The 21,452-nt window shown below is 35.8% G+C and carries 18 protein-coding genes; 4 read left to right on the forward strand and 14 right to left on the reverse strand.

The window, feature by feature from the left end; translation table 11 throughout:
* Window positions 1–23 precede the first annotated feature (23 nt).
* Window positions 24–1,253 carry a PucR family transcriptional regulator gene (locus BN1243_RS04215; RefSeq protein ID WP_062104995.1) on the forward strand — a complete coding sequence of 410 codons (1,230 nt, stop codon included), beginning with the start codon at window positions 24–26 and terminating at the stop codon, window positions 1,251–1,253.
* Here the strand turns inward: BN1243_RS04215 and BN1243_RS04220 are convergent.
* Window positions 1,233–1,733: a transposase gene (locus tag BN1243_RS04220; RefSeq protein ID WP_084781809.1), complete on the reverse strand. Its 501-nt coding sequence runs from the start codon at window positions 1,731–1,733 to the stop codon at window positions 1,233–1,235. The genes BN1243_RS04215 and BN1243_RS04220 overlap by 21 nt on opposite strands.
* A 281-nt stretch (window positions 1,734–2,014) precedes the next feature.
* Here BN1243_RS04220 and BN1243_RS04225 point away from each other — a divergent pair, with 281 nt between their 5' ends.
* The 3 genes from BN1243_RS04225 (at window position 2,015) to BN1243_RS04235 (ending at window position 5,899) form a co-directional block, all read left to right on the forward strand.
* A complete protein-coding gene (locus BN1243_RS04225; RefSeq protein ID WP_062104998.1) occupies window positions 2,015–2,899 on the forward strand; it encodes a proline dehydrogenase family protein in 885 nt (294 codons plus the stop codon).
* 22 nt (window positions 2,900–2,921) lie between these two features.
* Complete coding sequence (gene pruA / locus BN1243_RS04230; protein WP_062110397.1) at window positions 2,922–4,472, forward strand: L-glutamate gamma-semialdehyde dehydrogenase; 1,551 nt, start codon at window positions 2,922–2,924, stop codon at window positions 4,470–4,472.
* 197 nt (window positions 4,473–4,669) lie between these two features.
* A complete protein-coding gene (locus tag BN1243_RS04235) occupies window positions 4,670–5,899 on the forward strand; it encodes a PucR family transcriptional regulator (protein WP_062104995.1) in 1,230 nt (409 codons plus the stop codon).
* Here BN1243_RS04235 and BN1243_RS04240 read toward each other — a convergent pair.
* The 13 genes from BN1243_RS04240 to miaB form a co-directional block, all read right to left on the reverse strand.
* On the reverse strand, window positions 5,879–6,379 hold the full coding sequence (locus BN1243_RS04240) for a transposase (protein WP_084781809.1): 501 nt from the start codon (window positions 6,377–6,379) through the stop codon (window positions 5,879–5,881). The two genes, BN1243_RS04235 and BN1243_RS04240, sit on opposite strands and share 21 nt — an antisense overlap.
* Window positions 6,380–6,790: 411 nt before the next feature.
* On the reverse strand, window positions 6,791–8,125 hold the full coding sequence (glnA, locus tag BN1243_RS04245; RefSeq protein WP_062104999.1) for a type I glutamate--ammonia ligase: 1,335 nt from the start codon (window positions 8,123–8,125) through the stop codon (window positions 6,791–6,793).
* 135 nt (window positions 8,126–8,260) lie between these two features.
* Window positions 8,261–9,520, reverse strand: coding sequence for a methionine gamma-lyase family protein (locus tag BN1243_RS04250; protein ID WP_084781811.1), 1,260 nt, complete (start codon window positions 9,518–9,520; stop codon window positions 8,261–8,263).
* Between the two features lie 208 nt (window positions 9,521–9,728).
* On the reverse strand, window positions 9,729–10,979 hold the full coding sequence (hflX, locus tag BN1243_RS04255; protein ID WP_062105001.1) for a GTPase HflX: 1,251 nt from the start codon (window positions 10,977–10,979) through the stop codon (window positions 9,729–9,731).
* A 169-nt stretch (window positions 10,980–11,148) separates the two neighbouring features.
* Entirely contained in the window at window positions 11,149–12,090 is a 942-nt protein-coding gene (gene spoVK / locus BN1243_RS04260) for a stage V sporulation protein K (RefSeq protein WP_062105002.1), read from the reverse strand.
* Between the two features lie 190 nt (window positions 12,091–12,280).
* Window positions 12,281–12,508, reverse strand: coding sequence for an RNA chaperone Hfq (gene hfq, locus BN1243_RS04265; RefSeq protein WP_062105003.1), 228 nt, complete (start codon window positions 12,506–12,508; stop codon window positions 12,281–12,283).
* A 32-nt stretch (window positions 12,509–12,540) separates the two neighbouring features.
* Entirely contained in the window at window positions 12,541–13,464 is a 924-nt protein-coding gene (gene miaA / locus BN1243_RS04270) for a tRNA (adenosine(37)-N6)-dimethylallyltransferase MiaA (RefSeq protein ID WP_062110399.1), read from the reverse strand.
* A 136-nt stretch (window positions 13,465–13,600) separates the two neighbouring features.
* Window positions 13,601–13,858 carry a hypothetical protein gene (locus BN1243_RS04275; protein WP_062105004.1) on the reverse strand — a complete coding sequence of 86 codons (258 nt, stop codon included), beginning with the start codon at window positions 13,856–13,858 and terminating at the stop codon, window positions 13,601–13,603.
* Window positions 13,859–13,965: 107 nt separating this feature from the next.
* Window positions 13,966–15,813 (reverse strand): DNA mismatch repair endonuclease MutL, encoded by a 1,848-nt coding sequence (gene mutL, locus BN1243_RS04280; RefSeq protein ID WP_062105005.1) that lies wholly within the window; start codon window positions 15,811–15,813, stop codon window positions 13,966–13,968.
* A gap of 17 nt (window positions 15,814–15,830) precedes the next feature.
* Window positions 15,831–18,419, reverse strand: a complete 2,589-nt coding sequence (gene mutS, locus BN1243_RS04285) for a DNA mismatch repair protein MutS (protein WP_195892148.1) — start codon at window positions 18,417–18,419, stop codon at window positions 15,831–15,833.
* 196 nt (window positions 18,420–18,615) lie between these two features.
* Window positions 18,616–19,164 (reverse strand): outer spore coat protein CotE, encoded by a 549-nt coding sequence (gene cotE / locus BN1243_RS04290; protein WP_062105006.1) that lies wholly within the window; start codon window positions 19,162–19,164, stop codon window positions 18,616–18,618.
* Window positions 19,165–19,353: 189 nt separating this feature from the next.
* Window positions 19,354–19,779, reverse strand: coding sequence for a YlbF/YmcA family competence regulator (locus BN1243_RS04295; RefSeq protein ID WP_062105007.1), 426 nt, complete (start codon window positions 19,777–19,779; stop codon window positions 19,354–19,356).
* Entirely contained in the window at window positions 19,780–21,318 is a 1,539-nt protein-coding gene (miaB, locus tag BN1243_RS04300; RefSeq protein WP_062105008.1) for a tRNA (N6-isopentenyl adenosine(37)-C2)-methylthiotransferase MiaB, read from the reverse strand.
* Window positions 21,319–21,452 lie beyond the last annotated feature (134 nt).

The following is a 21,452-nucleotide window of genomic DNA, read 5'->3' on the forward strand; positions in this document are numbered from 1 at the left end:
AATGCTTTGCGAGGTGAATATTCTTGAAGCCATTATTAGAAAAAATCTTTACACTATCTGATATTGATGAAATAGCCGATTTAATAAGCAATCATTTAAAAAAACCGATCATTATTGAAGATCATCAATTTTCTTTATTGGCCTATAATTCCTTTTACATTGACCGGTTTGATGAGGTAAACAAATTAACGATCTTTGCAAAACGTTGGCCAATTTCCATTGTAGAAAAATTTTTCGATGAAGGGATTGTGGACCAACTTAAAACATCTTCAAAACCTTTCAGAGTTAAGGAAATGAAAGAAATTGGCCTTAATCAGAGGGTTGTTGTAAGCGCTAAATATAAAGGGACAATCTTAGGCTATATATGGATACAAGAAACAGCTCCTCTACTGACTGACAAAGAATTTGCATTCATACACGAGGTTTCTTCTCATATTGCTAAGCTACTATATGAAAACAATCAAAATAAACTTAAGAAAAGCCAAGAAAAAGATATATTTTTCAAAAAAGTTATAGGTGACTTTTATCAAACAGAGAAACAAATGAAGTCGGCAGCAGCTAATGTGAATGTTAAGTTCCCAAAATTTTTTATTCTAAATGTATTTTCCGTACCTCAAGAAAACGAACATATTTTTAACGATCTTTTAGATAGAATAATACTGTATTTAAATACTTTAAAATACCCTACTCATCTATTTACAGATCATTTAAAAATTATCGTTTTAATTGGAAGTGACTTAGCTCCTTCTCGCGAATTAACGGAAAGTACCAAAAACTTAACATCCCTTATTTTAGATCATTTTCCAGAACAAACCATTTATTCTGGCATCAGTAATGAACACTCATCTGTTCTCAAATTAAAACATAGCTACTTAGAAGCACTTGAAGTGATAAAAACGGGAAAATTCCTAGGTTTAGGCAAGCTCCCCTCTTTCGAATACAAAAACCTTGGGATTTTGCGGTATCTTGAAACGATTTCTAGCTATCACACAAAATTAAATTATACTAATAGTGATTTATTAATCTTAAAGCAGAAAGATGAGGAAAGCCAAACAAGCTTAATCGAAACATTAGAGTTGTTTTTATTAAATAACTGTCGTTTAAAGCCATCAGCTGAACAATTATATATTCACACGAATACATTAAAATATCGATTAAATCAAATTGCAGAATTAACTTCAATTCAATTTGATAGCTTTCTAATGAATTGTCAATTATATATTGATATACAGTTAATGAAAACGGATGAATAAAGGGGCTGTCCTATAAGTCCCTCGAATAAAACAGGAGGAGAAAAATGACACTTTTTTCTCCTCCTGTTTTTGTGTTTTTTTGCTTATTACCTGAAAATAGCTGGCTATTTTCAGGAGATTGTGAGCCAAGGCCACAATTCCGAATTCAGTGTGGACCTTTTCAAGACCCCGTAGTAAATATCTACGGAATGACCGATTGCCCTTGATGTGACCGAACACGCTTTCCACCTCAATCTTGCGCCGAGCGTAGATAGCTGCCTTCTTATCACATTCAAGGGCTGTTTTTGCTTTTGTTTTCATTTCTTCGAAAATCGGATTCCAATGAACTTTACGATCACCTTTGGCTTTTGTGTAGACTTCTTTCAATGGGCAACCCGAACAGTATTCACATTGGTAAATCTTGTAGCTTTGCACAAATCCTGAGGCGTTTTTCTTGTTTTGATCCCTTTTAAAAATGATTCTCTGTCCATTCGGACAGATGAATAGATCGTCCTCTCAGTAGTAATCTTCGGATTGCACATAAAAATCGTCCTCTCTATGAATGTTGTGTGGTAACTTCATTTTACTAGATAGGACGATTTTTTTGTGCACTTTTTTTAGATATGTTAAAAATAATCGTTTCATTTTAAGCACGTTGATTGGAGCAGAAGGCGCGAGACTCCTGCGGGAATAACATGAGCCTTGAGACCCCGCAAGTCGCACAGCGACTGAGGAGGCTCAAGCCATGCCCGCGGAAAGCGAGNAGGAATGTATTCTTGTTCATGTCTAAAAATAAAGTGCTCAATAGAATCGCAAAGAAAAGAGGAGTTCATTTTGTTTCAGGGAAAATCATCGGAGGAAAGGATTTTTTAAAAACGATTCCTTACATCCAAAAACTAAATGAGAGCGGTTTATCCACTACAGTCGATCATCTTGGTGAATTTGTTAACTCTAAGGATATTGCTAAAGAAAGGGCTAATGAATGTATTCATACTATTCAAATGATTAAAGATAAAAAACTTGATTCTCATGTTTCACTAAAGCTAACTTCTTTAGGCTTAGATATTAGCCGTGATCTCTTAATAAAAAACATGGTAAACATTTTGGATGAGGCAGAAAAAAGCAATGTCATGATTACTATCGATATGGAGGATGCCACTCGTTGTCATGAAACGATTCATTTATTTAAGCAATTTAAAGAATCTTATACCTGTGTAAGTACCGTGCTCCAAGCCTATTTATATCGTTCTGAACAGGATTTGAAAGATCTTAGCACGTACCAACCATTTTTACGGTTAGTTAAAGGTGCGTATAAAGAATCCCCTAACGTCGCCTTTGCTGATAAGAAAGATGTAGATGATAACTATAAAAAGCTGATTAAGCACAGCTTAGAATACGGCCTTTATACTGCTATTGCCACTCATGACGATACTATGATCGACTACACTAAAGAATTGGCTACAAACTTGAACATATCTAAGCAGCAATTTGAATTTCAAATGTTGTATGGAATGCGAAATAATTTGCAGTCAATCCTAGTTCAGGATGGCTATAAAGTGAGGGTTTATGTACCTTATGGTGAGGATTGGTACGGTTACTTTATGAGAAGGTTAGCAGAAAGGCCTGCAAATATTGCTTTTGCATTTAAGGGACTAACAAAAAAATAGTTAAATACATTTTTTAGGAGTGATAGTATTGATTACGTATAAACATGAACCTTTTACTGATTTTACGAAAGAAAAAAATCAAAAAGAATTTGCTAAAGCTATACAACTTGTTGAAAGTTATCTAGGAAAAGACTATCCGCTAATCATCAATGGCGAGTCTATCACTACGGAAGATCATATTATTTCTATTAATCCAGCGAATAAAAAAGAGGTTATAGGACGTGTCTCAAAAGCAGATCGAAAAATGGTCGAACTTGCAATGGAAAGTGCCTTAAGGGCATTTGAAACATGGAAAAAAACGAAACCTGAAGTTCGAGCAAATATCCTTTTTAAAGCTAGTGCCATTATTCGTCGCCGTAAACATGAGTTCTCTGCATTGTTAGTGAAGGAAGCTGGAAAACCATGGAACGAAGCGGATGCAGATACTGCGGAAGCCATTGATTTCTTGGAATATTATGGACGACAAATGTTAGAAATGAAGAACGGAAAAAAAGTGGAGAGTAGACCTGGTGAATATAATCGCTATGACTATATTCCACTCGGCGTAGGTGTGGTCATTTCACCGTGGAATTTTGCCTTCGCAATCATGGCAGGAACTACCGTAGCTGCACTTGTTTCAGGGAATACGGTACTGTTAAAACCTGCATCAACGACACCGATTATTGCAGCAAAATTTATTGAGGTGTTAATAGAAGCTGGCTTACCAAAAGGTGTAGTAAATTTTATACCAAGTAGTGGATCGGAAATTGGTGATTACATTGTCGATCATCCTAAAACACGATTTATTAGCTTTACTGGTTCTCGAGAAGTAGGTACTCGCATTTATGAACGTGCTGCAAAAGTAAATGAGTCACAAATTTGGTTAAAGCGTGTCATCGCTGAAATGGGAGGTAAAGACACGATTATCGTTGATACAGAAGCTGACTTAGAACTGGCTGCCCAATCCATAGTTCGTTCAGCTTTTGGTTTCTCCGGACAAAAATGCTCTGCATGTTCCCGTGCGATCATTGTAGAGGATGTTTACGATCAAGTTTTAGGCCGTGCGGTTGAATTAACGAAAGAACTAACCGTAGGGGATCCAACAAATCCAGATCATTTTATGGGGCCAGTTAATGACCAAAATGCTTTTGATAAAATAATGAACTATATTGAAATTGGCATGGATGAAGGTCGGTTAATGATTGGTGGAGCAGGTGATGACACAATAGGCTATTTCATACAGCCGACCATTTTTGCAGATGCTGACCCTAATGCTCGGATTATGCAAGAGGAAATTTTTGGACCTGTAGTAGCATTTTCTAAAGCTAGGGATTTTACGCACGCAATCAAAATAGCCAATAACACAGAATATGGATTAACAGGAGCAGTCATTTCAAATAACCGCGATCATTTAGAACAAGCGCGCGAAGATTTTCATGTTGGGAATCTATATTTCAATCGTGGCTGTACAGGTGCTATCGTTGGTTATCAACCATTTGGAGGCTTCAATATGTCAGGTACAGATTCGAAAGCAGGCGGTCCTGATTATCTCCTCCTCCATTTACAAGCAAAAACAACTTCGGAAATGCTTTGAATAAGGAAAGCGAAAATGCACTGTTTAGCGAAGTACAAACTTCGGTCCCTTTGACTTATCATAGGGGATGAGCTCTGAACAAATTGCATGCATCGAGCTAGAAATAAGGGAGTGTCTCCTTTATCTCTAGCTTTTTTTACTGTCTAAGCTATCACTATGGTAGACTATGGTAAGAATGCTTTGCGAGGTGAATATTCTTGAAGCCATTATTAGAAAAAATCTTTACACTATCTGATATTGATGAAATAGCCGATTTAATAAGCAATCATTTAAAAAAACCGATCATTATTGAAGATCATCAATTTTCTTTATTGGCCTATAATTCCTTTTACATTGACCGGTTTGATGAGGTAAACAAATTAACGATCTTTGCAAAACGTTGGCCAATTTCCATTGTAGAAAAATTTTTCGATGAAGGGATTGTGGACCAACTTAAAACATCTTCAAAACCTTTCAGAGTTAAGGAAATGAAAGAAATTGGCCTTAATCAGAGGGTTGTTGTAAGCGCTAAATATAAAGGGACAATCTTAGGCTATATATGGATACAAGAAACAGCTCCTCTACTGACTGACAAAGAATTTGCATTCATACACGAGGTTTCTTCTCATATTGCTAAGCTACTATATGAAAACAATCAAAATAAACTTAAGAAAAGCCAAGAAAAAGATATATTTTTCAAAAAAGTTATAGGTGACTTTTATCAAACAGAGAAACAAATGAAGTCGGCAGCAGCTAATGTGAATGTTAAGTTCCCAAAATTTTTTATTCTAAATGTATTTTCCGTACCTCAAGAAAACGAACATATTTTTAACGATCTTTTAGATAGAATAATACTGTATTTAAATACTTTAAAATACCCTACTCATCTATTTACAGATCATTTAAAAATTATCGTTTTAATTGGAAGTGACTTAGCTCCTTCTCGCGAATTAACGGAAAGTACCAAAAACTTAACATCCCTTATTTTAGATCATTTTCCAGAACAAACCATTTATTCTGGCATCAGTAATGAACACTCATCTGTTCTCAAATTAAAACATAGCTACTTAGAAGCACTTGAAGTGATAAAAACGGGAAAATTCCTAGGTTTAGGCAAGCTCCCCTCTTTCGAATACAAAAACCTTGGGATTTTGCGGTATCTTGAAACGATTTCTAGCTATCACACAAAATTAAATTATACTAATAGTGATTTATTAATCTTAAAGCAGAAAGATGAGGAAAGCCAAACAAGCTTAATCGAAACATTAGAGTTGTTTTTATTAAATAACTGTCGTTTAAAGCCATCAGCTGAACAATTATATATTCACACGAATACATTAAAATATCGATTAAATCAAATTGCAGAATTAACTTCAATTCAATTTGATAGCTTTCTAATGAATTGTCAATTATATATTGATATACAGTTAATGAAAACGGATGAATAAAGGGGCTGTCCTATAAGTCCCTCGAATAAAACAGGAGGAGAAAAATGACACTTTTTTCTCCTCCTGTTTTTGTGTTTTTTTGCTTATTACCTGAAAATAGCTGGCTATTTTCAGGAGATTGTGAGCCAAGGCCACAATTCCGAATTCAGTGTGGACCTTTTCAAGACCCCGTAGTAAATATCTACGGAATGACCGATTGCCCTTGATGTGACCGAACACGCTTTCCACCTCAATCTTGCGCCGAGCGTAGATAGCTGCCTTCTTATCACATTCAAGGGCTGTTTTTGCTTTTGTTTTCATTTCTTCGAAAATCGGATTCCAATGAACTTTACGATCACCTTTGGCTTTTGTGTAGACTTCTTTCAATGGGCAACCCGAACAGTATTCACATTGGTAAATCTTGTAGCTTTGCACAAATCCTGAGGCGTTTTTCTTGTTTTGATCCCTTTTAAAAATGATTCTCTGTCCATTCGGACAGATGAATAGATCGTCCTCTCAGTAGTAATCTTCGGATTGCACATAAAAATCGTCCTCTCTATGAATGTTGTGTGGTAACTTCATTTTACTAGATAGGACGATTTTTTTGTGCACTTTTTTTAGATATGTTAAAAATAATCGTTTCATTTTAAGCACGTTGATTGGAGCAGAAGGCGCGAGACTCCTGCGGGAATAACATGAGCCTTGAGACCCCGCAAGTCGCACAGCGACTGAGGAGGCTCAAGCCATGCCCGCGGAAAGCGAGTGCCTTCTGCTCCAATCAACACCCTCGTTTAAAACAACTAAAAAAGGGGTAGCCAAAAAGGGAAGTGATCTTCCACTTTTTGGCTGCCCCTTATCGCTTCTGCCGATAATCGGTCGTCTCGCACTTTTAACTCGGTAGAAGTTTTCTTCTTAGTACTGTTTCAAATACTGCTCCCGCTCCCAAGGATGGACCTGAGTTCTAAACATATTCCATTCAATTTCTTTGGCTTCAACAAAATTTTCATAAATATGTTTTCCTAAACCTTCTTTAATAATCTCATCCTGTTTTAATTGTTCAAGTGCCTCTGACAGGTTAGCAGGTAAATCAATAACCCCTTCTTCTAACCGTTCATTTTTATTTAACAAATAAATATTTTTATCGACCGCGTGTGGCGGAGTCAATTGATCTTTAATCCCACTTAATCCGGCTTTTAACAACACAGCCATTGCCAAATATGGATTCGCACTAGGGTCAACACTCCGAACTTCAACTCGGGTACTTAATCCACGTGATGAAGGAATTCTCACAAGTGGACTCCTGTTCTGAGCTGACCATGCAATATAACAAGGTGCTTCATATCCCGGTACTAACCGTTTATATGAATTGATTGTTGGATTTGTAACAGCTGTAAAGGCTGGAGCATGTTTAATGATACCAGCTAAAAATTGAAAAGCTGTTTCGCTCATTTTCAATTCGCCGTTCTCATCATAAAATACATTTTGTCCGTCTTTAAATAGCGATAGATTAAAATGCATTCCTGATCCAGCTACACCGTAAAGTGGCTTGGGCATAAATGTAGCATGAAGACCATGCTTTCTAGCAATTGTTTTAACAACTAATTTAAAAGTTTGAATTTGGTCACACGCCGTCACTGCATCAGCATATTTAAAATCAATTTCATGCTGACCTGGTGCTTCTTCATGATGAGATGCTTCAATTTCAAATCCCAATTCTTCGAGTTCTAAAACGATATCCCTCCGGCAATTTTCACCAAGGTCAGTTGGTGCAAGATCAAAATAACCGCCATGATCGTTTAACTCAAGTGTTGGTTCCCCGTTTTCATCTAGCTTAAATAGAAAGAATTCCGGCTCTGGCCCTAGATTAAAATCTGTAAATCCAAGACTTTCCATTTCTTTCAAAACTCGCTTTAGATTACTGCGAGGATCGCCTGGAAATGGTTGTAAATTAGAATTATAAACATCACAGATCAATCTTGCCACTTTTCCCTTGCCAGCGGTCCAAGGAAAAACAACCCATGTATCAAGGTCTGGATAAAGGTACATATCTGACTCTTCAATCCGAACAAATCCTTCAATAGATGACCCATCAAACATCATTTTATTATCTAAAGCTTTTCCTAATTGACTAATAGGAATTTCAACATTCTTTACTGTTCCGAGAATATCTGTGAATTGTAGTCTGACAAATTTGACGTTCTGTTCCTTGGCCAGTTGCATAATATTTTCTCTGGTATGTCTACCCATCCTTTTAAATTGTCCTCCCGTTTAAATCAAAGTTGCAAATAACTCCTATTGAACATGAAGCATTATGCACTTTAAAATTTTATAAGATTCCTATAAAAAAATACAGTAAAATTTTCATTTCATTTACTAATTCACTTAATTTAGTATGATTAAACCTTTTTCTAATAATTGGTTTAATGCAGTAGTAACAGCAATTTTAACATGGGCATAAGTTAAACCGCCTTGAACATATGCAATGTATGGTGGTCTAATAGGTCCATCTGCCGACAACTCAATACTTGCTCCTTGAATAAAGGTACCTGCAGCCATGATCACTTCGTCTTCATAACCCGGCATTAAACTCGGGGTAGGAGTGACATATGAGTCAACAGGCGACACCGCTTGAATAGCCTGACAAAATGCAATCATCTTCTCTCTATCTTCAAATTGCACTGATTGAATTAAGTCAGTTCTTTTATCATTCCATTTCGGTGACGTATTAAGTCCAACACTTTCAAGTAAAGCTGAAGTAAAAACAGCACCTTTTAAAGCTTGTCCGGTAATATGAGGAGCTAGGAAAAAACCTTGATACATCTCATGCATGCTATATAAAGATGCACCTGCCTCTGCTCCAAGTCCTGGAGCGGTCATTCGATAAGAACAAGCTTCGACATATTCTTGTTTTCCAACAATATATCCACCTGTCTTAACAATTCCTCCACCTGGGTTTTTTATTAGTGAACCTGCCATTAAGTCTGCTCCTACATGACATGGTTCTAATTCCTCGACAAATTCTCCATAACAATTATCAACAAAAACAATGACTTCGGGTTTGATTTCTTTTACAAAAGCGATCATTTCTTTAATTTGGGCAATAGTGAAGGATGGTCTTGTCCCATAACCTTTAGAACGTTGAATACCAATGACCTTTGTATTTGGTTTAATTTGCTTTTCTACAGCTGCAAAATCGATGAATCCATTATTAGCTAATGGTACAGATTGATAATCAATCTGAAAATCTTTTAATGAACCATTATTATTTCCACGAATCCCAACAATTTCTTCTAGTGTATCGTAAGGCTTTCCAGTTATATAAAGAAGTTCATCGCCTGGCCTAAGGACTCCAAACAATGAAATAGAAATGGCATGAGTTCCAGATATAATTTGAGGGCGGACTAATCCAGCCTCCGCTCCAAAGACATCGGCATATATCTGTTCTAATACTTCTCGACCAATATCTCCATATCCATATCCAGTTGAGGGAGTAAAATGAGTGTCGCTAACCCGGTGTTTTTGAAAACTTTTTAAAACTCGATATTGATTCTTCTCGATCATTTTCTCAATTTCACGATGAATAGGATTAATTTGTTCCTCTACTATTTCTATTAACTTGTGTAAATTGCTTTGTATATCCATAATCTTCATACTCCTTGTCTCGCTTCAGTGCATATCAACTAGCAAACTTCTAAGCTTCTCCCTCCGATAAGTTCAACATCGATTCAACCGTGTTTCCTTTCTCGTCAGAAGCTTTGAAGTTTGTCTGTCGATGAGTCATGTAATTTCACTTTTCTTTATCTCGATTCATCACATATTGACTAACAAACTTCTACGCTGCTGATTTTCTTTATACTCCATATAATTTTAAAGCTGCCATTACAGGATGGTCCTTTTGTACATAGCCCCTACATTTATACATTTGTTCTTCTTCCAGAAAAATAAGTTCCCGCAAAATCGTATCGTTCTTTAAGACTGAAAGCAGGCGGCCTTCATTATTCGGTATGAGTACCCGATAATAATGCATGTTAACAATCGCTATATCTTCAATTTTATCTTTTAGAAGACTTCGATCATCTTCATTGAAAGCACTCATAATAAAATGTTGACTAGAACTTGGAACAAATTCTGGAGAAATAGCATCAGCTTTATTGTAAACAACAAGCTGCGGTAAATGATCCATACCTAGTTCATTCAATAATTGATTCACAGTATTTTCATGATTTACATAGTCTGGATTTGAGCAATCTACTATATGCAATAATAGATCAGCTTCACGAACTTCTTCTAGAGTCGAACGAAACGCAGCAATTAATGTTGTCGGCAGATCTTGAATAAAACCAACGGTATCTGTAATAATTGCACTATATCCACTTGGTAATACAAGCCTTCTAGTCAACGGGTCAAGTGTAGCAAATAATTGGTTCTCTTCATACGATTCAGCTGTTGAAAGTCGATTGAACAAAGTAGATTTACCCGCATTCGTATAACCAACAATCGCAATTTGAAAGGCTTTATTGCGCTTTCTTCTTTCTCGATAACGTTCACGGTGTTCCACTACTGTTTGTAATTGTTTTTTAATCTCATCGATTCGACGTCTAATATGCCTCCGATCCGTTTCCAATTTCGTTTCACCAGGACCTCTCGTACCGATTCCTCCACCTAATCTTGATAGCGAGATCCCCTGTCCTTGAAGGCGAGGTAACAAATACTGTAACTGAGCTAATTCAACTTGCAATTTTCCTTCTTTAGATCTTGCTCGCTGTGCAAAAATATCAAGGATCAGTTGAGTTCGATCTAAAACTCGCGCTTTTAATTTCCCCTGAAGATTACGAAGTTGACTAGGTGTTAGTTCATCATTAAAAACAATTAAATCTGGTTCCAATTCTTCCTCTAAATGTTGAAGTTCCTCCAGTTTTCCTTTTCCAATATAGGTCGCTGGATGTAATTTTTCCTGTTTTTGCGTACACGATGCAAGTGCCTCACCTTGCGCCGTTGATAGCAAAGATTCCAGCTCTAACATAGAGTATTGGAACTGTAAATTGTCTGCATGTACTTGACTACCAACAATGATTGCCTTTTCCTTATCTTGCATCTTCATAAATCCCTTCTTTCTACGTTAACCATAATGCCATCATAACAAAAAGCACGGATAAAACATATTTTTTGATCATGCTTATGTACCTTTCATTTGACCTTTTCAAGAAAAAATGTACTTAAGGCAAGGGGCATACCAAAAGTACATGTATAAGGTTTATTTGTAAGTATAGTTATTTTTCAGAAGAAAAATTGAAATCCTCGCTAATTAAAGAAGTTAAAATATTTTTGTCTAAATTGGCTTCGCTTAATAATCTCATTGCCTGCGAACGAATAGCTTTTTCTATAATATTACGGACGTAGCGGCCATTAGAAAAATGATTACCTCTCATACCCTTTATATATAGAAGGTGATCTTTCAATTTAGATTCTGCCTCTTTACTTAACGTATATTCTTTCTCTCCCAACATACGATGGCTAATTTCCATTAGTTCTCCCACACTATAGTCCGGAAAATGAAAGACAAGTGGAAAACGGGATTGAAGACCTGGATTCAAACTCAAAAAATAATCCATTTCTCGTGAATAACCAGCCAATATTAAGATAAAGTCATTTTGTTTATCTTCCATATGCTTCACAAGTGTATCAATCGCTTCTTTTCCAAAATCCTTTTCACCACCACGACCTAAGGAGTAAGCCTCATCAACAAAAAGAATTCCACCTGCTGCTTTTTTAATAAGATCACGCGTTTTTTGGGCCGTATGTCCAATATACTCCCCGACTAAATCAGCGCGTTCCGCCTCAATTAAATGCCCCTTAGGTAAAACATCCATTTTTTGAAATAACTTTCCAATAAGACGAGCAACCGTTGTTTTTCCAGTACCTGGATTCCCTTTAAACATCATATGCAGTACTTGCTTGCCAGACTTTAACCCTGCCTCTTCACGCTTCTTATTAATATAAATCCAGGCATATACTTCTTTCATCATTTTCTTAATTTGTTCCATACCTACAAGAGAATTCATTTCCTTCTCAATTTCTTTCAATACTGCGTGTTCATGTGATAAAGGTTTTGGTGATATCTCTTTATGCAATTGACGAATCTTTTCTTTATTATTAACATTTAACATGATGCTTATTTGTCCGTTATTTTTCATTCTAATTGGTTCACTCATCCTCATCACCTCGCATTTAGAAACAGTATACGCCCAGAAATGAGATTGGTTCCTTTTCAATTTCCAGCCTAGAAACGGTATTCATTTATGTATATTCGCACTAAGACAACGGCATGAATAAAAGAAGCCGTCTATCTAATGAACAACCGAGTTTGGTTGTTCATATAGAGACGACTTCCTTTTAGTTATTCTATTCTTCAAAATTAATTGGAACGTTACGTTGTGGCGAGAATGTTGATATTGCATGTTTAAAAACTAACTGTTGCTTACCTTCTGTTTCGAACAAAACAGTAAAATTATCAAATCCTTTAACAAGTCCGCGCAATTGAAATCCATTTAATAAAAACAATGTGACTGGGATAGCTTCCTTACGAAGCTGATTCAGGAATTGATCTTGAATATTAACAGATGGTTTCATAATAATGGCCTCCTATTTTATCTCTATAATTATTAATTCGCCTTTATCTCAAGCTTTCCTGCAATAAAATCAAGAATTTTCGCCGTTTTTTCCCATTCTTCCCTCCCATCAGTCATATCAAACCAATGAACATCCATTTTATTTCTAAACCATGTTAATTGGCGTTTAGCATAATTACGGGAATTTTTCTTCAATTGATTTATTGCTTCTTCTAATGTTTGCTTACCTATTATATAATCAAGTATTTCTTTATAACCAATAGCCTTCATTGATTGATAGTCTGAACCAATCCCACATTTGTAAAGTTGTTCGACTTCTTCCACAAGGCCAACCTCTAGCATCTTCTCTACTCGCATCTCAATTCTTTTATACAGTTTCGTCCGATCCATCGTTAAACCGATTAAAAGTGCAGGGTAAAGAAGAGTCCTTTGTTGGTCTTTTTGAAATTCTGTCATCGTTTTTCCAGTAGTATGATATACTTCTAATGCTCGTATTACTCTTCGATAATTGTTGGGATGGATGTTTTTAGCACTTATTGGATCTATCTTTTCCAATTCTTTATATAGCTTCATACCATCTCCTGATTGCACTCGTTCCTCCATCTTCATACGAAATTCCACATCACCTTCTACTTCCGAAAATTGATAATCATATAGAACAGCTTGTATGTATAACCCCGTTCCTCCAACTATGATTGGCAAGCGCCCCCGTTGTTGAATCTCCTTAATTTTAGCCCTTACTAAAGTTTGAAATTCGGCTACTGAAAATGATTGATCTGGATTTATAATATCAATTAGGTGATGGGGAATCCCTTGCATTTCTTCATTTGTAATTTTTGCAGTACCAATGTCCATTCCCTTATATATTTGCATGGAATCGCCGCTAATGATTTCGCCATCAAACCTCTTAGCTATTTCTATGCTTAGATTAGTCTTACCTACAGCAGTCGGTCCCATTAAAACTAGAATTTTATCTTTTTGTTTATCCTCCACACAGTTCACTACTTTCGCTTACAATTAATTATTAAGTCATAATATCATAAAATAAGCTAACAGAAAAACACCTGACTGTCTAATTCAGGTGTTTTCTCAATTAAAATGCAATAATAATTCCAATGCAAGCTGCTATAACGATGACAGTTAATGCGATATAAATCCAAGTTAATGATTTTACATTCGTTTTCAAAGAAGATGTTTCATAATCATGAGATCTGGCTATTTCGTTTTCTAGTGAATCTCCATCAACCTCATATTGTTTTTGCTTGGCACTTATCTCTTTGCCTACGAGCAATGTTCCAATTAGAGCTATTATACAAATTACAATCGCTGCAATAATCATAAAAATCAACAATACATATCCCTCCAAAGACAAATAAAGCATTTCACTCTATTTTATCGTGAAATCGTAGGTTCATTGTTTATATTTGAGAAAAATTCATGACAATTACCGGCTACAGATTACATAATTCTTTTAAACATTTTTTCTATTTCATATGTTGTAAAGGTAATAATAATGGGTCTGCCGTGCGGACAGGTAAAGGGATCTTCCGCTTTACGCAACTCATCTAATAGTGCTTGAATTTCATCTTGACGCAAATAATGATTAGCTTTTATTGATCCTTTGCAACTCATCATTATTGCAGCATCTTCTAACAGTGCTTGAATATCAATTTTTTTCATGACGAGCAATTGTTCGATAATCTCTTCTATCGTTTCTTTTTCATAACCTTTCGGAAACCATCTCGGATGGGACCTGATAATGAAACTATTTGTCCCAAAATCCTCAAGGAAAATTCCAATCTGTTCCATTTTTTCCTTATGCTCTTGAATTTTAATCACTTCATCTGGCGAAAATTCAAGTGTTAGAGGAACTAACATGTCTTGTAATTCATTTTCAACCTGTCCGACTTTTTCACGAAAATACTCGTATTTAATTCTTTCCTGTGCTGCATGCTGATCAATCATATAAAACCCTTGATCGTTTTGAGCAAGAATGTACGTTCCATGTAATTGCCCAATTGGATATAGCGGCGGAATACGTTCGATCTTCTTTGACTCTTCCGTTATATTTTCATAGCTGACATTATTTTGTACTGATGCTTCATTTGCTATGAATCCCGACACTGCTTGAACTTTATCTAGTTCGTATCGTTTATTTTCCACATTTTCTTTAGGAAGCTCTATCTCATTTTTAGTTTCATAAGAATGGGTAATAGGCTGTTTCATTGCAGGTGGTCGATTATGTTGCTTTGCTTCATAATCCATAATCGTTTGCTGAATCATAACTTCTTTTTTAGGTGTAGTCCCTGATGGGATCAACACTTGTTTTTTAAAAGCAGCTTTAATTGTTTCGCTAATAAGTTCATTTAGTTCAGTCTCTTTACTAATGCGTACAGTCATTTTTGCTGGATGAACATTTACATCAACAAGTAAAGGATCCATTTGAATCATTAAAAGTACAATTGGATGGCGGTTAATCGGTAGCAGCGTATGATACCCTTCTTTAACTGCGTTTGCAATGGAATAATTTTTTATAAACCGTCCATTGACCATTGTAGATATATAATTTTTCGAAGCTCGCGTCACTTCAGGAAGTGATATAAAACCAGAAAGAGAAAAGTCAAGTGATTGTGTTTGGATAGGAATCATCTGTTTAGCTAAATTCATTCCATAAATAGCAGCTAGTACTTGTCTAACATCACCATTTCCATTTGTATTTAAAAGAATCCTATCGTTATGACGAAGTCTAAATGAAATATTAGGATGAGCTAACGCTAAACGATTTACAATATCTGAAATATGACCTATTTCTGTATGAATTGTTTTTAAATATTTCAACCGAGCTGGTGTATTGTAAAATAGATTTGAAACAGTAATATCAGAACCTTTTCTACTTGGTGCTGCTTCTTGGGTTAGAAGTTTTCCCCCTTCGAATACGACTCTAGCTCCTGGTTGGTTAGCTTTAGCTGATGTAAACTCTACTTTCGAAACTGATGCTATACTTGGCAGTGCCTCACCTCTAAACCCAAGTGTACGAATGCGAAATAAATCATTCTCATCTTTAATTTTACTTGTTGCATGACGTCTAAATGCAAGAGCCAGTTCTGATTGTTCGACCCCATTACCATTGTCGAGCACTCGAATTTTGTTCAACCCCGCCTCCTCTACATCTATCTCGATAATAGAACTGTTCGCATCAATGGCATTTTCCACCAATTCTTTAACAACTGATGCAGGTCTTTCTACTACTTCTCCCGCAGCAATTTTATTGGATAATATATCATTCAGTTCAATAATTTCAGCCATGAATGCACACTCCTAACTTACTTTAAATCCTTTTGAATTTCATAAAGAATATTCATTGCTTGCATTGGATTTAATTCCAAAATATTAATGGATAACACTTTATCAATGACCTTTTGATATGATTTCTTCATTTTTTGATCTTCAACTACTGGTTGTTCAAAAAAGGCCAGCTGTTCACTTAAATTACTATTTTCGTCTTTTTGACTTGCTTCAACCTTCTTTTGAATGTTATTAGTATTTTCAAGCTCAGAAAGAATTTCGTTAGCACGCAAAATTAATTCTTTAGGGAGTTCTGCTAATTCCGCCACATGAATTCCATAACTTTTATCGGTTGCACCGTTCTTTACTTTATGAAGAAATACTAATTTTCCATTTTGTTCCATCGCACTTACGTGGATATTTTTTAATTGAGCAAGCTTGTCTTCTAAAACAGTCAATTCGTGATAGTGAGTTGAAAAAAGAGTTTTAGCTCCAATATGATCATGAATATATTCGATAATTGCTTGTGCAAGTGCCATTCCGTCATAGGTCGATGTACCTCTACCAATTTCATCAAATAATATTAAACTCTGGTCTGTTGCATTCATAATAGCGTTTTTCGCTTCCAACATTTCTACCATAAAAGTACTTTGACCAGAGATTAAATCGTCAGCTGCTCCGATCCTAGTAAAAATTTGATCAAAAATTGGAATATCAGCGTGTTTAGCTGGCACAAAACACCCTATTTGCGCCATGATGGAAATAAGGGCAATCTGCCTCATGTATGTGCTTTTTCCAGACATATTTGGTCCAGTAATTAATAACATTTCTCTGCTTTCATCCATTGCACAATCATTGGGGACATATTCTTGGGAGTCCATCACTTTCTCTACAACTGGATGACGTCCTTCCTCCAAATGAAGTAAACGATTTGAATTAAATAACGGTCTAGTATAATGACGCGATTCGCTAAGTGTTGCAAACCCTTGATAAACATCCAACTCGCTAATCAATTTAGCTGTTTGTTGAATTCGTTTAATATACGTTTTAACGAATTCACGTATTTTCAAAAACAATTCGTATTCTAACTCTATACTTTTTTCTTCAGCTTGAAGAATTAATGCTTCTTTCTCCTTCAGTTCAGGAGTAATATACCTTTCGGAGTTCGCCAATGTTTGCTTTCTTTCATAACGTTCATCTTTTAAAAGATGAACGTTTGCTCGGGTGACTTCAATATAATATCCAAATATTCGATTATAGCCTATTTTTAATGATCTGATTCCTGTTTTTTCTCGTTCTTCCTTTTCAAGCTCTGCAATCCATTGCTTCCCATTTCGTCTTGCATCCTTATAACGATCCAATTCGTCGTGAAACCCATCTTTAATAATTCCGCCTTCTTTAACCGATAATGGTGGATTGTCGATAATTGATTCCTCAAGCAGATCGGTTAAATCTTTACATGGATCAAGTTTGTCCCCAATTTCCTTTGCGTGTTCGTGCTTTAACTGTTGCGTTAAATCTATAATGTTAGGGATTTGAAGTAGTGACTTCTTTAATTGAATAAAATCCCTTGCATTGGCATTTCCAAAGGCAACACGACCCGTAAGACGTTCAAGGTCATAAACACCTTTTAACATCTCGCGAAGCTCCTGACGTATAAAATATGAATCTTTAAGTATTTCTACAAGATCTAGACGTTTATTTATATCCATCTTACTCATTAGTGGACGATCTATCCACTGTTTTAACAATCTGCCTCCCATTGCTGTAGCTGTTTCATCTAAAAGCCACAATAGAGTTCCTTTATGATTCTTTCCTCTGATCGATTCCGTTAGCTCCAAGTTTCTCTTGGAATAATAATCAATCTTCATATACCGAGCCAGTTCGTAAGTGGAGAACGGCTGTAAATGATCCAAGCTTCTCTTTTGGGTTTTTGTTAAATATTGTAGAAGGCGTTGTGCTGTACGTTTAAGTTCATCATTATGCAATTCGTCTACTAATGTTTGAAAACTTAAATTAAATTCATCATTATCTTCGAAAGATATAACCGCATTGTATAGTGTTTGAATTCGTTTAATCACGCCTTTGTCGAAATCGTGATCAACGACAAGTTCTTTTGAACCAAGCGTCGCTATTTCATTTAACAACTCTTCAGAACTGTTTAAGAGGGTAGCTCTACTTTCTCCAGTCGTCAAATCTGTATATGCAATTCCATAAAGGGATTCTTTAAAAAAGGATATAGACATAATGTAATTATTCTCTTTATCTATTAAGCCTTTTCCCTCCATAACAGTACCTGGTGTAATAAGTTGAACTACCTCACGTTTTACAACACCTTTAGCCTGTTTAGGATCTTCTGTCTGTTCGCATATTGCTACTTTATATCCTTTTTGAATGAGCTGTTCAATGTATCCAGATGCAGAATGATAGGGAACTCCACACATTGGGATTTTTTCTTCAGCTCCACCATCCCTGCTTGTTAATGTTATCTCTAGTTCTTGTGAGGCTTTTATGGCATCTTCAAAGAACATTTCGTAAAAGTCACCTAAACGAAAAAACAAAAAGGCATCAAGATAATCTGCCTTTACACGTAAATATTGTTGTATCATCGGGGTAAATTGAGACATAATGTACTGATTTCCTTTCATAAAAACTACTCTAATAAGCTAGTTAACTAAAAAACATTATTTCTTATCTTTACTATCATGCTTTATAAAATTATTGTACTTTATATCCTCTAAGTATAACATACCTTCATTATTTCAATCATTCGTTATAAGTAAAAAGGCAAAAAGAAAAACCGGGAAGATCTTCCTCCCGGCATTATTCAGTACTTTCTTCTACCTTGAGAAAATCTGGGTCAATTTCCTCTAATTCACTACTATCTAATTCCTCTTCCCAGTCATCATCTTCAGAAATTTTATCATGATGAACTTCTACACAAATTTTTGTTTCTCCAATGACCTCAACTTGAAATTCTCTTTCCGTTGTGACAAGAATTTTATTCCCTTTTTTAGAAATGACGGCTTCGATGCAATTAGGCTGCTGAAGAACATTTGCTAGTACTTGTCGAACATCCAAACAATCTGGATCCCGATAATGAAGTTTAATGAGATCTCTGTAGTCTACTCTCTCAGTAGCGACTGAAGTTTTCGTATTATCGTGGTGGGAATACCAAACATTCATATCGAAAGATCCGCTAACTTCGACTTCTTTTTTGCCGACTTTGCGAGCCTCGTATTTATGATTGATAATCCAACAGCCTAAAATGCTCGATGGTTGATGCTGTGGGCTAATCGCGTTATTCGCTTTTGTATATTTACGCCCTTTCGCAACGACGGCCTTTGTTATAATTTCTCTAAATTCTGCCATTCGAGCGTACCTCCTCTTTCATTTTCCATTCATCTTATGCGTTTGACCAGACTAGTGTTACTTACCTACAATGGCATTTCACTTCCAATTCCTAGAATATTGTATGAAAGGATCTTGGGAATGTTCAGGAAACCCTAACAGTTTACACAATAAAAAAGCCATCACCCGATTAGGGTAATGGCAATCTTGTTAACAACTGGATGGGCTGTTTTTCAATTTTGATCCTGTTTCTCCAGTTAGAAGGTCTCCACCAGTTGAGATGAGGATTTCGTCCGTAACTTTATTTGAAATTGCGCTTGAAACCATCTGTAATAGGTCGTTCACATCTACTTGTGACTGTTTGAACTCTTGAACAATTGGAATTTCATCGATCTCTGCTTGTAACTTGTCTAATTTTTCTTCAACTAACTGCAATGCTCTTTCTTTACCGTAATGCTGAAAATTAACAGCCTGTTTCTGAAGACTTTTAATACTTGCAATCATTTCGCGAACAGACTGATTTTCATTAATTTGTGCTTCAGCACGCTTAAAAAAATCAACTTCTTCAGTATTAGCAATCATTTTCGCCAGCTCATGGGCCTGCTTGACTATATCTTCTTTCGTATATTTCCCCATTTATATCACCTCAACGGATTCACTAATGTCAACCATTTCTCCATCCAAAGTCCAAGTTTTAGCTTTTTTTATTTTCACCATGACTAATTTTCCGATCGCTGATTTTGGACCTCTAAAATTAACCAATTTATTTTTTCTGGTATATCCAGAAAGAATTTCAGGGTTATTTTTGCTTTCCCCTTCCACTAATACTTCTAATGTTTGTCCTTCAAAGCTTTCCATAGCTTTACGAGAATATTCATTAACTAAGTCATTTAGCCGTTGAAGTCTTTCTCGTTTTACTTCCATTGAAACATTATCCTGCATTTTCGCTGCAGGGGTACCTTCTCTAGGCGAGTATATGAAAGTATATGCAGTTTCAAAACCAACTTCTTTATAAAGACTCATCGTCTCTTCAAATTGTTCGTCCGTTTCATTCGGAAAACCTACAATAATATCTGTAGTAAGGGAAACATCAGGAATCGCAGCTTTAATTTTTCTTACAAGTTCTAGATATTGTTCCCTTGTATATTTCCGTCCCATAATTTTTAAGATATCACTGGAACCAGATTGAACCGGCAAATGGATGTGTTCAGCAAGGTTGCCTTTTTTCGCTAATACTTCAATTAAGTGATCATCAAAATCACGCGGGTGACTCGTTGTGAAACGGATTCTCGGAATATTGACCTTACGTAAGTCATCCATTAAATCTCCTAGACGATATTCAATGTCCTCGAAATCCTTCCCATAAGCATTTACATTTTGGCCCAATAATGTAATTTCTTGATAACCGTGTGCAGCTAATTGGCGCACTTCTTGAATAATATCTTCTGGTCGTCTACTTCTTTCTTTACCTCGTGTATAAGGTACAATACAGTATGTACAGAATTTATCACAGCCGTACATAATATTAACCCAACCTTTAATTTTCCCAGCACGAACTTTTGGCAAATTCTCGATAACATCGCCTTCTTTAGACCATACTTCGACGACCATTTCTTTTGCCATATAAGCTTCACTTAAAATTTCCGGTAAGCGATGAATATTATGGGTTCCAAAGATCATGTCTACAAATTGATGCTTTTGAAGAATCCGATTAACGACAGATTCTTGCTGTGCCATACATCCACATACACCTAAAAGTAAATCAGGTTTTTCTAATTTTAATGATTTCAGATGGCCTAATTCACCGAATACTTTATTTTCTGCATTTTCCCTAATTGCACATGTATTTAATAAAATAACGTCAGCATCTTCCACTGTTTCTGTTGGTTCATAACCGAGACTTAAGAAAATTCCTGCCATAACTTCTGTATCATGCTCGTTCATTTGACAGCCATAAGTACGAATATAAAATTTTCTACCATCACCCATACCTTGATAACGAGTATCTATTTTGAAATCATCATGATATTTAACTTCTTCCCTGCCCCTTCTTCTTGCATCTTTTAAGGACGGTGGCATATAAACGGATTGAAAATATTTACTATAATCTTTTTCTACTTTGGAATCTTTCGGACGCTGAGCTTGCTGACTTTCCAAACGCTGTTTTTCGTTCATAAAAATCCCCTTTCTATCTTTATCATTAAACCGTTCTGAACGGTATTACTTATAACATTAAATTTATTCCTGCCATTATAATAGTATATAGTCTTTTATTTTCGAATACAACAGCCGTGAACTAAAGTCTAAAC

The sequence above is a fragment of the Bacillus niameyensis genome, assembly GCF_001375535.1.
Taxonomy (GTDB): domain Bacteria; phylum Bacillota; class Bacilli; order Bacillales; family Bacillaceae_C; genus Lederbergia; species Lederbergia niameyensis.

What these genes read in the sequence shown, in the direction of transcription:
- BN1243_RS04225 (WP_062104998.1), top strand. Translation starts at nt 2,015, where the DNA reads ATGTCTAAAAATAAAGTGCTCAATAGAATCGCAAAGAAAAGAGGAGTT.
- glnA (WP_062104999.1), bottom strand. Translation starts at nt 8,125, where the DNA reads ATGGGTAGACATACCAGAGAAAATATTATGCAACTGGCCAAGGAACAG.
- BN1243_RS04250 (WP_084781811.1), bottom strand. Translation starts at nt 9,520, where the DNA reads ATGGATATACAAAGCAATTTACACAAGTTAATAGAAATAGTAGAGGAA.
- hflX (WP_062105001.1), bottom strand. Translation starts at nt 10,979, where the DNA reads ATGAAGATGCAAGATAAGGAAAAGGCAATCATTGTTGGTAGTCAAGTA.
- spoVK (WP_062105002.1), bottom strand. Translation starts at nt 12,090, where the DNA reads ATGAGTGAACCAATTAGAATGAAAAATAACGGACAAATAAGCATCATG.
- hfq (WP_062105003.1), bottom strand. Translation starts at nt 12,508, where the DNA reads ATGAAACCATCTGTTAATATTCAAGATCAATTCCTGAATCAGCTTCGT.
- miaA (WP_062110399.1), bottom strand. Translation starts at nt 13,464, where the DNA reads ATGGGACCGACTGCTGTAGGTAAGACTAATCTAAGCATAGAAATAGCT.
- mutL (WP_062105005.1), bottom strand. Translation starts at nt 15,813, where the DNA reads ATGGCTGAAATTATTGAACTGAATGATATATTATCCAATAAAATTGCT.
- mutS (WP_195892148.1), bottom strand. Translation starts at nt 18,419, where the DNA reads ATGTCTCAATTTACCCCGATGATACAACAATATTTACGTGTAAAGGCA.
- cotE (WP_062105006.1), bottom strand. Translation starts at nt 19,164, where the DNA reads ATGGCAGAATTTAGAGAAATTATAACAAAGGCCGTCGTTGCGAAAGGG.
- BN1243_RS04295 (WP_062105007.1), bottom strand. Translation starts at nt 19,779, where the DNA reads ATGGGGAAATATACGAAAGAAGATATAGTCAAGCAGGCCCATGAGCTG.
- miaB (WP_062105008.1), bottom strand. Translation starts at nt 21,318, where the DNA reads ATGAACGAAAAACAGCGTTTGGAAAGTCAGCAAGCTCAGCGTCCGAAA.